The sequence below is a fragment of the Coleofasciculus sp. B1-GNL1-01 genome (genome assembly GCF_040220235.1).
GTDB lineage: Bacteria > Cyanobacteriota > Cyanobacteriia > Cyanobacteriales > Coleofasciculaceae > Coleofasciculus.
The window spans coordinates 218,791-232,289 of the sequence record NZ_JAVJTO010000102.1 but is presented as its reverse complement, the minus strand read 5'-3'; the positions used below and the strand labels follow the sequence as shown (position 1 = coordinate 232,289).

The 13,499-nt window shown below is 43.0% G+C and carries 12 protein-coding genes; 10 read left to right on the top strand and 2 right to left on the bottom strand.

Annotated features, from left to right (window positions below; genetic code table 11):
• Positions 1-88: 88 nt before the first annotated feature.
• Positions 89-973, top strand: coding sequence for a glycosyltransferase (locus RID53_RS25830; protein ID WP_446390816.1), 885 nt, complete (start codon positions 89-91; stop codon positions 971-973).
• A 235-nt stretch (positions 974-1,208) separates the two neighbouring features.
• Here the strand turns inward: RID53_RS25830 and RID53_RS25825 are convergent, their stop codons facing one another.
• Entirely contained in the window at positions 1,209-2,333 is a 1,125-nt protein-coding gene (locus RID53_RS25825; RefSeq protein ID WP_446390815.1) for a tetratricopeptide repeat protein, read from the bottom strand.
• Positions 2,334-2,644: 311 nt separating this feature from the next.
• Here RID53_RS25825 and RID53_RS25820 point away from each other — a divergent pair, with 311 nt between their 5' ends.
• The 7 genes from RID53_RS25820 to RID53_RS25790 all read left to right on the top strand — a co-directional run bounded on the left by RID53_RS25820 (position 2,645) and on the right by RID53_RS25790 (position 8,583).
• Entirely contained in the window at positions 2,645-3,115 is a 471-nt protein-coding gene (locus RID53_RS25820) for a hypothetical protein (RefSeq protein WP_446390814.1), read from the top strand.
• Positions 3,116-3,399: 284 nt separating this feature from the next.
• Entirely contained in the window at positions 3,400-3,582 is a 183-nt protein-coding gene (locus tag RID53_RS25815) for a CsbD family protein (protein WP_446390813.1), read from the top strand.
• 190 nt (positions 3,583-3,772) lie between these two features.
• Positions 3,773-4,201 carry a hypothetical protein gene (locus RID53_RS25810; RefSeq protein ID WP_446390812.1) on the top strand — a complete coding sequence of 143 codons (429 nt, stop codon included), beginning with the start codon at positions 3,773-3,775 and terminating at the stop codon, positions 4,199-4,201.
• Positions 4,202-4,223: 22 nt separating this feature from the next.
• Positions 4,224-4,745 carry a hypothetical protein gene (locus RID53_RS25805; protein WP_446390811.1) on the top strand — a complete coding sequence of 174 codons (522 nt, stop codon included), beginning with the start codon at positions 4,224-4,226 and terminating at the stop codon, positions 4,743-4,745.
• Positions 4,746-5,313: 568 nt separating this feature from the next.
• Positions 5,314-6,906: a SpoIIE family protein phosphatase gene (locus tag RID53_RS25800; protein ID WP_446390810.1), complete on the top strand. Its 1,593-nt coding sequence runs from the start codon at positions 5,314-5,316 to the stop codon at positions 6,904-6,906.
• 671 nt (positions 6,907-7,577) lie between these two features.
• Entirely contained in the window at positions 7,578-8,171 is a 594-nt protein-coding gene (locus RID53_RS25795; RefSeq protein ID WP_446390809.1) for a DUF6272 family protein, read from the top strand.
• Between the two features lie 58 nt (positions 8,172-8,229).
• Positions 8,230-8,583, top strand: a complete 354-nt coding sequence (locus RID53_RS25790; protein WP_446390808.1) for a slr1659 superfamily regulator — start codon at positions 8,230-8,232, stop codon at positions 8,581-8,583.
• Positions 8,584-8,869: 286 nt separating this feature from the next.
• On the opposite strand, the gene RID53_RS25785 is transcribed toward RID53_RS25790, so the two are convergent.
• The gene (locus tag RID53_RS25785) at positions 8,870-10,828 is read right to left on the bottom strand and encodes a BamA/TamA family outer membrane protein (RefSeq protein ID WP_446390807.1); all 1,959 of its coding nucleotides are present in this window, start codon (positions 10,826-10,828) and stop codon (positions 8,870-8,872) included.
• Between the two features lie 287 nt (positions 10,829-11,115).
• On the opposite strand from RID53_RS25785, the gene RID53_RS25780 reads away from it, so the two are divergent.
• Positions 11,116-12,906: a sodium:solute symporter family protein gene (locus tag RID53_RS25780; protein ID WP_446390806.1), complete on the top strand. Its 1,791-nt coding sequence runs from the start codon at positions 11,116-11,118 to the stop codon at positions 12,904-12,906.
• A gap of 319 nt (positions 12,907-13,225) precedes the next feature.
• Entirely contained in the window at positions 13,226-13,390 is a 165-nt protein-coding gene (locus RID53_RS25775) for a hypothetical protein (protein ID WP_446390805.1), read from the top strand.
• Positions 13,391-13,499 lie beyond the last annotated feature (109 nt).

The following is a 13,499-nucleotide window of genomic DNA, read 5'->3' as shown; positions in this document are numbered from 1 at the left end:
GTTACGAGAAAACTTGACAGTTTCTTAGCTGGATTAGAAAATAAAAGTATGATAGTGAGTATTAACCTAAGATGGAAGTATAAAATAAATGGAAGCCTCTATAATGTTTAAACATTTTATTATTACTCGAATGAATGTTGATTGGAACTTGTCAAGGCATCGGCATGATCGGAATAGTTACGATTTTTTAATTCATAGATTTAATTTGTTTGAATCAATTTGCTATCCCTCAGTTTTAAGCCAAAAAAATAAGAATTTTACGTGGCTAATTTTATTTGATGCGGCTTTACCCATTGGCTTTAAGCAGAAGGTGGAAAGTTACTGCTCTAATTCATCAACAATTAAAATTATACCCGTTTATATTCAAAGTAAAACGACATTGTTAAATACTGTCCGAGAAATAATCCAGCAAAATATAAGCAGTGAGACACCGTATTTAATTACAACCAGTATTGATAGTGACGATGCAATTAGCCAAAACTTTGTTTCCTTAATTCAAGAAAACTTTAATAACCAAGACTTTGAGTTTATTAATTTTCCTTTTGGTTATTTGTATCGAATCAAGGAACAAAATCTCTATCTAAGAGAATGGCTGACTTCTCCTTTCTATACATTAGTAGAAAACGTGAATAATTTTAAAACAGTTCTTCAGTATGGTCATACTGTGATTAAAAATCATAAAAATCGTCAAATAATAACTAAACCTGTATGGCTCATGATTGCCCATGGAGAAAATGTACGTACTAATTTTGATGTAAGTGCTGCATGGCAACCTCTCTATAGATTAGGTTCGGACTTTACTGTTGACTTAGAGTTCCCCTCTAAAAGTAGAAGCTATTATTTGAAAGAAATACTTATGGCAATTCATCAAGTATATGCTAGTCGAAAAAAGTGGGATACTAAAAAAGTTAAGATCAGGAAAATAATTAATATATTGTCTCCCGCTTTGCTACGTTTTGCAAGAAAAGTATAGGCATTTAGTTCAGACAAGCAGCCAAAGGAAAATTTGTTGTTTGTCAATAGTAGGGCGACTAATCCTAAGATGCAAGACTGTCTAGGTATCAAAACCTTGCACTTGTTAGGTGAAAAAATGGATTGAAACCCTTATTTGGTGTGCCTTCCACACTCATGCAGCAAGCCCTAACTAAGAAAGTGTTAAAACCCGTTTAAACGGGTTTTAGCTTTAAGCCGGAACTTGAGTTCCCCGCTTACTTCCCACCTCCAATCATCTTCTGAAATCGCTTATTTTTCCGCAACCGTTCCAAATCCGGGTCAGTTTTCGCCACTGGTAGATATTTCTGTGGATTCACCTTGATCGCTTGTTCAATATAATTCACCGCTAACGTCACCTTACCCTGGGCGGCATAACAATACCCCTTGTTATAAACCGCATTCACATGATCAGGATTCACTTCCAAAGCCTTGTCAAAACTTGCCATCGCCTCCCGATAGCGTCCCATCTTGACTAAAGCATAGCCACGATTATCCCACGCTTCATAATTTTCAGGCATACATTCTAACGCCCGATCATAGCTAGCGACAGCATCTTTTAAACGTCCCAATCGCCGCATAGTAAGTCCTCGATTATTCCAGCAATGAGTTTCGTTGGGGTCGAATTCTAACGCTTTCTCGTAGTAGAGTAATGCCTCTTTTTCACGACCCATTTCCGAAATGACTATCCCTTTATTAATCCAACTTCCGATATGATTAGGTTTGAGTTCTAGGGCTTTGTTAAAAGACGCGATCGCATCGTCTCGTTTCTGGAGTTGCATCAACAGACAGCCTTGGTTGTACCAGATTTCTGGATGATTAGGACTAATTTGCAGGGCTTTGTCAAAACTCTTGAGGGCGGCTTTGTGGCGTCCGAGATTGGTTAAGACGTTACCGCGATTACTCCAGGCTTTATCATAATTAGGATTACAGGCGATCGCTTGATCGAAACTGGCGAGGGCTTCTTTGTGGCGTCCCAAAATCATTAGGGAGGTTCCGCGAGAATTCCACGCTTCGGGATGGGCGGCTTCTCGTTCGATCACTTGATCAAAACTCGCGATCGCGGCTTCATGCTTTCCCCAGTCTGACAAAACTATGCCTCGATTCAGCCATATACTCGCATCCTGGGGATTTAACACCCCCGCTTGGTCAAAACTCGCGATCGACTCTTCATAGCGCTGTAGATGTCCCAGGGCGAGTCCTAGCCCTGTCCAAGCCTCCCCATTGTCAGGGGTAAGCTTCACCGCATCCTGGAATAGGGCGACGGCGGCGTCAAAGTCTCCCCCCTGCAAACAGCGCATTCCTTGTTGAATGATGAATTTAACCGCTTTGGGATCAGTCATAGAAGTAACCTGGGTGATAAGCTGTTCGGCATTTAAACCTTAATGTCAATAATGGCTCCCATCCTTGTGGTAGTGTGAGTATCTATTCAATAGGATACAGAACTGACGCGAGCCTCAATGGTCACAGTCGAGTTCTCTCTATCTATCTTTGCAAATCTTTACAAGATTGTATTGTTTTATACCTATTCGTTAAGATAGATATACGTTTATAATAATTTTAAAAATCTGAGTCAGAGTAGTGACAATGCCCCAAAGGGGGTTAAGTCTCCTACGCCCTAACCAATGCCGTTAGAAATTTAAAGGAATTGTTTATGGCAAATAACGCCACTAGCCAGAGAAAAGCTAATAGTAAAACGAATAGCCGTACCCCTAAAAAAAGCGAGGAAACAACCATGGCAAACGATAAGGAAACGCAATCAACAAAGCTAGCTATTCAAAAGCAGCAAGCTGGAGAAGTTTCTCTGGTTGAACCTTCAATCCCTCTACCCGGAAATCGTCCCATAGCTAGCAGTTCGCTAAAAGTGAGTGATCAAGGTTCAATAAGGGGGATACGTCCTGTTGATACCAGCGATTTACAAGTTGTTGGCACACTTTCATCCATGGGTGAGCGCCCGATCGCAGCGAGTGACATGCAAATCCGAGATGTTATGGTTGTGTCTGGAAATCGTCCGATTTCTGTGAGTACCTTGCATCTTGAGAACACAGAAATGATTCTGGGAAACCGTCCCATCGCTTCCAATGTCATGGAAGAAGTTGATGAAATGATGGGTTATCTGGATTAACTGGTAGTGAAAATCTATCGTCCAGGTTGTAGATACGTTCATGCAACGTATCTACAATTTTGTATGGAAGTCTCTAAAAAATGAGTCGTCAACCCAGAGAAGGTATAACCAATTCCTACTTTAGACATAAAGCGGGGATCAGGCTAATCTACCTGTAGATTGACGCTTCTGATAAAAAATACAGATATAGTGGACATCAACGGAAAAGAAATTGTCCCCAAAATTATTCATTCTTTATTTTAGGGACGAATTCATAATCATCATAATTTGGAGAATTTGAAGATATGAGTACTGAAGATAGAGCTAAAGCCACTGCCAAAAACCTAGAAGGTAAGGCACAGGAAGCCATGAGTAATGTCACAGGTGATCCTGAAGATAAGACAGAAGGTAAGGCAAAGCAAAATGAAGCTGAAGCTCGTCACGCTGTTGAAGATGTGAAAGACAAAGCCAAACAAGTCATTGACTAATTGCATTGTCAGGAATAGTAAGCAGGTTGATAATTTTGCGCGATTGGGAACGCCAAAAAAGCCGTATCTGATTTGAATTGGCTGATTTATTTCTACCTGCCTTACTAGAATCAGAAGGTCTAGGCAGTCTTGATCTAGACCTTCTGGTTATTTATTGAAAATCCACTAATAGTTTCATCAGGAGGTTGCTGTGAGTTTAGGTAAAAAAACTCGCCAGTTTTTCACAGCTTTGGCTTTGATTTTAGTCCTAGCGACCACATCGGCTTGCCAAGCAAACCAAACCAAAGCAAAAGCGCCAACGGCATTGAATCCCAGTGTAACCTATCAACAATTAGAACGAGGCAATACGGCATCCGGTCAAGAGTTTGGCAATTGGGTGGTGCAAACGGCAAAGGGATTAGTTAGTGACGCCTACGTGCGCGATAACAATAAGTTAGGGATTGTAATTACTCCTCAAGTTCGTCCGCCAGAGGTTAAGGATTTAGCCCGATCTTTAGTTCAAGGGTTCCACCAAAATTTTCCGAATCGAGATCTGAAAGTCTTGGTATACGCCCCGGATAAAGAACTTATTGTAACAGCGAATTACAATAATCAGTCCAATCAAGTTACGTATCAATAGAAAAAAAAGGAGATAATAAAAGATGGCAACAAGCGACCAGTATAAACGTCAGATCATGAAGGATTTGGCGGGTGGTAATACCGAATCTCTGGAACCTGTTCCAGAAACACCAGAACAAGAGTATCAAAACTTTGATGACTTTGCTCAACGTTCTTCGCGAGATGAACGACGCCAATTATTTGGCAGATCCCTGCATCCTGATCGCATACCTCCCAGTCAGATGGAACCGGAACTGCGACAGGCGATCGCTCACATTAAGCCCAAGGAACGGGATGATGTAGCGCGTGAATTTTTCAAGCAACTCAAGAAACGCGGATTGAGCGATCGCGACTTGGAAAAGCAACTGGGACTTTCAACTCATCACGCCAGTCGGATGAAGGAGGATGATGTGGCTAAACTCGCTGCGTTTACTTATCATTCTCATCCGGATATCTTTCAGGACGTTCTAGCCGATCAACCTGCCATTGTCAAATTCCTCAGCAATCCCTTAGTGGGGGCGGTTATGGGGGCAATTGCCTCAAAATGGTTCGGACATCGTCGCTAATCACTTCAATATTGTTCGTTATTCATTACTATACTATGAACCTGCGTCAGCAGGTTTTTTTTTACCCACCCAGAGGCTAACGAAGTTAGTTTTGCTGGTATAGCACTACGAGGATACGTTAGAACATCAGTTAGTCCAATAGGGAACAGGGAACACCTCGACTTCGCTCGGTGTGTCACAGGGAACAGGGAACAGTAAAGAATGTCCTAACATGTCTTAGTACCGCTATAGCGTTGCCAAACCAAGTGCAGATTTGTTTGTTACCCTCTCGCCAAACGTCTGAGACAGTTCTTTCCATCACTGACTGCCATATCTTTCAGATAAGCGCTACAGTAAGCAGTATCCTACGCCATATCCCTGTAGGTTAATCTAATCCATGACTGACGCAGGATGAGATGCAAGGGCTGGTTTGAGTTATTTGAATGGCACAACTTGCTCTCTAGCTTTCAGAATTTTGTGAAATTTGACAAGTTTTATTGGCACATTAATAATAACAGTTTAAATTTACTCTAAATGTTCTGCTTTTTCCATTTTTCTTTCCTTATCTGGCAAAAAAAAGGAGCCAACCATGAATCATATATGGCGAAAAGTATGGAATAAGTTTATTTCAATTCTTTATAAGCGAATTATTACTGTTTTGACAATTTTGTTTTGTGCGGGAGTATTGGGGGCTTTATTAAGTATGTCCCATCTTTCGTTTCAATTAGTCGAATCACAAGCACTCCAGAATGCTAAAGTTTATGCACAACTGATGAAAAAAGCCCGAACCGTTTATAGCTCAGAAATAGTAAGTCGAGCCGAAACAGTGGATGGGATTAGCGTCACTCATGACTATTTGAATCAAGAGGGAGCGATTCCTCTACCCGCAACCTACTTACTCGAACTGAGTCGTAAAATTCGAGAAAATAAAACAGATATGTCTGTTCGACTCTACAGCGATTATCCTTTTCCTTGGCGACGTAACGAAGGGGGACCAAAAAATCAATTTGAATGGGAAGCCCTAAACTATTTAAAAGTGAATCCAAATCAATCCTATTTCCGAGTTGAAACCTTTGGCGGTAAACCCACACTACTCTACGCTGAAGCTGATGTGATGACACCAAGCTGTGTGGCTTGTCACAATACGTATCCCGGTACGCCTAAAACGGATTGGCAAGTGGGAGATGTACGCGGAGTGTTGGAAATTACCCAATCTTTGGAGCAGTTTAAAACTCAAACTCGTACCGGATTGCAGGAAACATTTTTAATGTTAGGTGGTTTATCGATTGTTGGCATTTCTGGATTAGCTTTATCAATCCGTCGATTGCGGCAACACTCCAGACAATTACAGCAACAAGTTAGAGAACGAACCATTGATTTAGTGCAGGCGAATGAAGAGATTTTGCGGCTGAATGATCAGCTTCAATTGGAAAATATGCGGATGAGTGCCGAACTGGATATTGCTCGCAAAATGCAGCAAATGATTCTGCCTAAACCGGAGGAACTAACCTCAATTGAAGGCTTAGATGTTGCTGGATTTATGAAATCGGCTGATGAAGTTGGCGGCGATTACTATGATATCCTCAACTATAATGGAATTGTCACCATTGGCATTGGTGATGTCACCGGACATGGGTTGGAAAGTGGCATGGTAATGATCATGGTACAAACGGCGATTAGAACCTTAAAAGAAATGCAAGAAACCGATCCAATAAAATTTCTTGATGTTCTCAATCGCACAATTTACCGCAATGTTGAGCGGATGAACTCAGACAAAAATTTGACGCTAGCTATTGCTAACTATGCAGGCGGACGACTGAGTGTGAGTGGACAGCATGAAGAAATGATCGTCGTTCGCTCATCCGGTCAACTGGAACGGATTGATACGATAGATTTAGGATTTCCGATTGGTTTAGATGCAGAAATTTCTCAGTTTATCAATCAAATCTCTGTTCAGTTAAATTCGCAAGATGTCGCCGTGCTTTATACGGATGGCATTACGGAGTCGGAAGATATTAACGGCACGTTTTATGGACTAGAACGGCTGTGTCAGGTGATTCAATGGAATCGACATTTAAGCGCAACGGCTATTCAAGAGGCGGTAATTGCCGATGTCTTGCACTATATTGGCAATCAAAAAATCTATGATGATATTACGTTGCTCGTGATGAAACAGAAATAGATTTAGGGGAAGTTAGATATGGCGAGATTTATGGAACCTGTTGACGAAGTGGAAGGAGACTATTATGATATTCTTCATTACGATGATGTTGTGGCTATTGGGTAGTGGAACATGGGTTATAAAGTTGTGTGGTCATGCTGATGGCACAAACGACCATTAAGTATGTAGGGACAATTGAAGTTAACGGTAGGGATCGTCATACTCGCTTCCCTGGAGAAGCAAGCGACATTTTAGGTAAGGGTTTGAGATGTGTTTACAAAAGTTAATCTAGCTAAGTTTATTTCCATCCACTTGCTTAGAATCCTTTGATAGTATAAGTATTCAACCGGACATGATAGTAGACGTTGAGGACAGAATTTTGCTCTATACAGATAAAATAATTGCTGCTGATAATTTCCCACAAAAAGGGTATAAAAGCGAGCAGTTTTGTGAGATCCTAGAAATAAGCTTGCTCCGGCAAAGCTGCTGCAATTTAAGGAGCTGTGAGATCTCAAGTAGATTAACGGATTAGCAAGTTATACAGATGATATTTATTCATGAAACGAACCGATTCCCTAGTGACCACTGTCTATTCTTTAGTCAAATATCATGCCGATTCTACCGCCAAAATTATTATCACCTTATTGGACAAGTTGTGAAAAAATAATAACGTTTGATTGGACATAATGGCTATGCAAAAGATATTTGGAGAATTTCAAGAAAATCTGTCTAATGAACAAGAGTTTTTAATACTTGGATTCTCACCGAGTTCCATTCCCATTCAGCAACGCTGGCGCAATAATGGTTTATCGGCTGATTTTGTCGCTGATTACTTGACTACCTTTTTTCCCGCTATTGACGAAGATCCAGACCCTGAGGGAAAGCGAGTTGAAATAAAAGGAGCGGTGAGTTATATCGCTAATGAGTTACTGGAAAATGCGATGAAGTTTAATGACGATAATTCATCCTATCCGATTAAATTTGGGTTGCATATTTTAGACATTGCGACCGAAATAACTTTAGTTTTATTGGCAACTAATAGTGTGTCTCAACAATCTATTAATAAGTTTCAATCCTTCATTCAGGAATTACTAGACTCCGATCTGGATGAACTCTATATCCGTCAGTTGGAAAAAAGTGCTGAAGATGAAACCGGGGGGACTTCTGGATTGGGGTTATTAACCATGAAAAATGATTATTTTGCCAAGTTGGGTTGGAAATTTGAAACTGTTCAAAAAGAACCTGAGGTGGTTACGGTGACAACGATGGTACAACTTAAGGTATAGATTCAAACCCTTCAATAAGTATTATCAACGATTTGTAGTTTTAGGAGCTAAATTATTCATGGAAAAACAAAAGGTTCAGGGTGAAAATTACCAAGTAATCGGTGATCCAGAAACAGCAACTGTATATTTTGAAGGGTCACTGCGACTGGGTGGAATGAAGGAGTACGAACCGATCATCAAAATCTTCGATGAGATGATTCAGCAAGACCCTTCCCTGATTACGTTAAACCTGCGGGAGCTAGAATTCCTCAATAGTTCGGGAATTAGCATGTTGTCTAAATTTGTCTTGAATGTACGCAAAAAGAAGACGATCCAGATTGAAATTAAAGGCTCCGATAAAATTCCTTGGCAAGGAAAATCGTTAAAGAATTTACAGCGATTAATGCCAGGATTAAAGTTGGAATTGGAATAATTATAGCCTTGATTTATAACAGGCGTTGGTGTTCTCGTGGGGGCGACCCGCCGCACACAATTAACACCATCCAACCCTTAATTTGATCGGGTCGCCCTCCGCCCGCTATCGGGAATTATCTAACACCGCATTTAGAAAAGGGCGAGTCGAGACAAGTTAATTCTCACACTGCCTACTATGTGCAGCGACTCGCCCCTACAACCGCGATAATCCCAATAATCCCAATAATCCCGACAATCATGACAAAGGTAACTAAACCCGCCCTTCTTGGACACCATTTTAAGGCTTAAAATCGTTGACCCAAACCAAACTGGACTCGGCTATCTCCTTGGTCATTAAATCCTAAATCGGCGCGGATGATACCCACAGGGGAATTGACGCGCAATCCCGCACCGTAACCAAACCCACTTCCCGGTTTACCCCGCACCACACCCGGTTCTCCCGGTACGGTTTCACTCGAACCCAAATCCGATGCAAAGTCAGCAAAAACAACCGCACCTACTGGATTGAAGATGGGAATCCGATACTCCGCCGACGCTAACACATAACTGCGCCCTGTTCCGACATCCCCTGTACCGTAGCCTCGCACCGAATTTTGACCGCCGAGGTTAAAGGCGTTGTAGGGGGGTAAATCACCAATCGTGGTTCCTCCCTGAACGTTAAATGCCAAGACTTCTTGACTATTACCCTTAAATACATCAACGGGAACATATTGGGAGTAATTTGCCTCCAGCCGATTCATCAAAATACTACCATTACCAATCGGTACAGACTGTTCCGTACTCAGACGCACCAGAGAACCTTGGGTGGGATTGACTGGATTGTCTCGTTTATCCCGCGTCACTCCAGCAGAAACGGTAACTAAATCATCAATTCCTTTATCACTGAAGGAGAGACGATTCCCGAATTCATCAACCGCATTAATGTCGCCGTCACTATCGCGGATACTGGTACGGGTATAGTTGACGCCTACCGACGCATCCCATTCCTGATTCACGGGTTTGGATAAGGTGACGCCGCCGCCAAACTGTCCTTCACGGGGATCATCCCCATTGGCGAGATCAACATCTTCATCGAACGTCTGGGATACAGTACGCCGCCGAAATGTATTTACGTTATATCCTGGTTGTTCTGGATTACTAGCCCGATAGGGTCTACCATAATTTCCATCAAACTGGAAATCACGACGGCTAAACTGTATATTCAATCCCAGTTTCTGGTTCACACCGCCGAGATTGAAGTCGTTATAGCTGAGAGTGCCAAAAACACCACTGTCATTGCTATATCCAGCACCAGCATTTACCCCACGGGCTGATCGTTCAATCAGATTATAAATAACATCGACATTTCTAGCATCACCATTGAGAGAAATGTCTACTTGATCAAATAATCCCAATTGGTAAAGCTGTTGCAAGTCTTGGCGGACAACCTCTACATTAAAGACTTGACCCGGTTGTAGGTTCAATTCACGATTGATAAAATCCTCGCGAGTTCGTCCTTCCGTGGGTTCACCTTCTTCATCAAGGAAGCGGAAATTAATGTCACTGACTACACCTTCCGCCACGTCAACGATTATCACGCCATCCGGTGTCGATCGCACGTCTAAAACCTGTGCCAAGATATAACCATTGTCTTCATACCATTGTTCTAACTGTTGTATCCCTTGACGTAGGTTAGCGGGACTAACGGGTTGACCCAATTGCGGATTAAAAATAGAATTAGCCACATCTGGGGTGAGAACCTGGTTACCGGATAGTTCGAGCGATCGCGCGATAACGGGTTCAACCTGATAAACCACCGCCCAACCCGTGGAATTAGCGGTTGGCGTGACACTGACGTTAGCAAAGAACCCTGTATTTAAAATCGCTTGAATATCCTGATCCAATTGGCTTTGACTGGTTTGACCCCCTGGACGAGTGCTAATCGTTTTTAAGACAAGCTGCTGCAATTCTTCCGACACACCAACGACTTGCACGTCTGTGGCGAGAACAACTAAATCGTTAGACCGTTGAGATTGATTTAGGGTGGGAACAGATTGGGCAAATTCTGGGGTTGGCGTCGCTTCTGGAGCGGCGACTGTTCTAGGGGAAGGCGTGGCTGAGGTGGCTTCTGTGGGGACAACATAGTTTCTGGTTTCCGATGGTGGGTTGGTTGTCGGGGAATCGGGAGTCGCCATCGCTGGCTGAGTTAAATCGCTACCCACCAGCACAGCCAAAGTGGAAAAGGCAACCGCTCTATATAGCATAAAATTAGCCTCAATCGTCCGTTCGTTAGTGAAAATTGTCTTACGTTTGGTTAACCTGACCAAGGCTAAACCTGTGGAGTTCCAACCGATGTGCCACCTTTCTATCTGACACAATCTGTGTAGGGGCGGGTTTCACTATTATCGTTTTTTACCTCACCCAGATATGAATAAACCCGCCCCGACTAAGTTGAGAGAGGTTGATCAAACATGAAAATCTAACCTCTAAAATTATCTGACCTAAAAGCGATGTATCATATCAAATTCAGGTCAAACGTTATCGCAAAAGCATGCAACAGGTTGATTGGCTGATTGTCCTGCTCTACCTGATTGGTTCAATGGGCTTAGGACTTTATCTCTCACGCAAAGCATCAGGGAGTTTGGTCGATTTTTTCGTCTCTGGGCGATCACTTCCTTGGTGGTTAGCGGGTACAAGTATGGCAGCGACAACGTTTTCTATTGATACACCCCTTTATATTGCTGGGGTGGTGGGTAATCGAGGCATTGCCGGAAACTGGGAATGGTGGAGTTTTGGCATCGCCCATCTGGTGATGATTTATATCTTTGCCCGATTGTGGCGACGTTCGGAAATTGTCACCGACGCGGAATTGACTGAACTGCGTTATGGCGGACGAACAGCCGCAATTTTACGGGGAACCAAAGCATTTTTATTTGCCGTACCGATTAACTGTATTGCTATTGGCTACGCTATGCTTGCCATGATTAAAGTGGTGGATGCCTTGGAACTTTGGCAGAGTTTGGGGATTGAACCAGAGGAAAATCTGAAAATTTGGAGTGTGGTTGGTGTTAGCGTTTTAGTTTTAATTTACTCAGGTTTTGCGGGGCTTTGGGGTGTGGTAACTACCGATTTTTTCCAATTCTTTTTAGCACTATTTGGGGCAATTGTTGTCGCGATCGCGGCGGTCAATCATGTCGGTGGAATTCATGTCCTTGTGCCAGAAGTGCAGCAGATGACTGGACATGATATTTTATCTTTTTTTCCAATAACTGATAATTTTCGCTGGAGTGAAACAGCGGGAATTACCGCCAGTACCTTTTTTGCCTATATCTTCCTCCAGTGGTGGACATTTCGTCGGAGTGATGGTGGTGGGGAATTTGTGCAGCGTCTGGCGGCGTCTAAGGATGAAGCGGAAGCCGAGAAAGCCGCGTGGTTATTTAATATTCTCCATTATGTGATCAGAACTTGGCCCTGGATACTCGTGGCGCTGGTGGCGATTGTCGTCTATCCCGATTTATCCGACCGAGAATTGGGGTATCCTAAATTGATGCTGGATTTCCTTCCCCCGGTGATGTTGGGGTTAGTCGTCACATCCCTACTGGCTGCGTTTATGAGTACGGTGTCTACATCGATTAACTGGGGCGCGTCTTATTTAACCAATGACCTGTATCAGCGCTTTATCAGACCGAATGCTCAACAGTCAGAGTTGGTATTAGCGGGGCGGATTGCTTCAGTGGTGGTGACGGCATTAGGGGCGATGGCGGCGTTCTTTTCTCAGGATGTGGCAACCGTTTTTCGGTTAGTGATTGCCATTGGCACCGGTCCTGGCTTAGTCTTAATCTTACGCTGGTTTTGGTGGCGAATTAACGCCATAGCTGAACTGACGGCAATGGTGGGTGGATTTATTGTCGGGTTAACCACCAGTATCGTCCCAATTATCCAGATTGAGGAGTTTGGTTTGCGTCTACTGGTAACGACAATTATTACCAGTGGGTTATGGATTACAGCCATGTTAGTGACGCCGCCAGAATCTGAGGCAACTCTAGATGAATTTTATCGTCGGGTGCGTCCAGCAGGTCCGGGTTGGCAACGTCAACAGGAAAGTACGGGGTTATTACCTGTTCAAAACCTGAGACAGGATATTCAACGGGTATTTGCCGCCATTTTATTGTTGTTTGGTGCTATGTTTGCGATCGGAGGCTTTTTGCTGCTACAACCCCTGACGGGTTGGGTGTTCCTCGTCATCGCTGTGGTGGGGGCAATGTTGCTACGTCAGCTTAATCGGAAAAAAGCTGTACCAATGCCCAGACCGGGATTAGATGATCGGGATTACGATTCTTAGAGTAGAGACAACTTCTAAGCTGTAATGCATTTAAATTGGGTATTAGTAGCGAGCAAGATGCAAAGCCTGCGGCATGGCTTCGCTAAACGCACTACAAGGATTTCGTCATTGTTGACATTAAGGTTTAAATGCCGAACAGCTTAAACTTAACTAATGAGAAGTTGAGGAGCTATAAGTCCCACGCTATACATCTTGGCTTCGCTCATCTCGACTTCGCTCGATGTTGGCGTTGGGATACATGGACTCAGATAAGTCAGAGGATGTCACGTAATTCTAAGATAGATAAGACTATCGTTACTTTTGCTCCCCTTGGATACCCATGTCTATTTTTCGCCAATATATTGCTCCGTTCCTAATCGTCTTAGTCTTTGTCGTCGCGTTACTTGCCGTCAGCGCTCGCATCTTTTTACCCAATGATATGGCAGCGCCTGCACCTATTGAAGATACGAATTCGGTGAGTATGAGGGGATTGGAGACGCTTTGAGTGTTGAGTGTGTAGGGGCGGGTTTAGGGGCTTTCGTCTTGCTGTTCATGATAACTTTTGTTCAAAACCCGCCCTGACTACGTTTCGAGTGTTGACCCTTCATGACCTT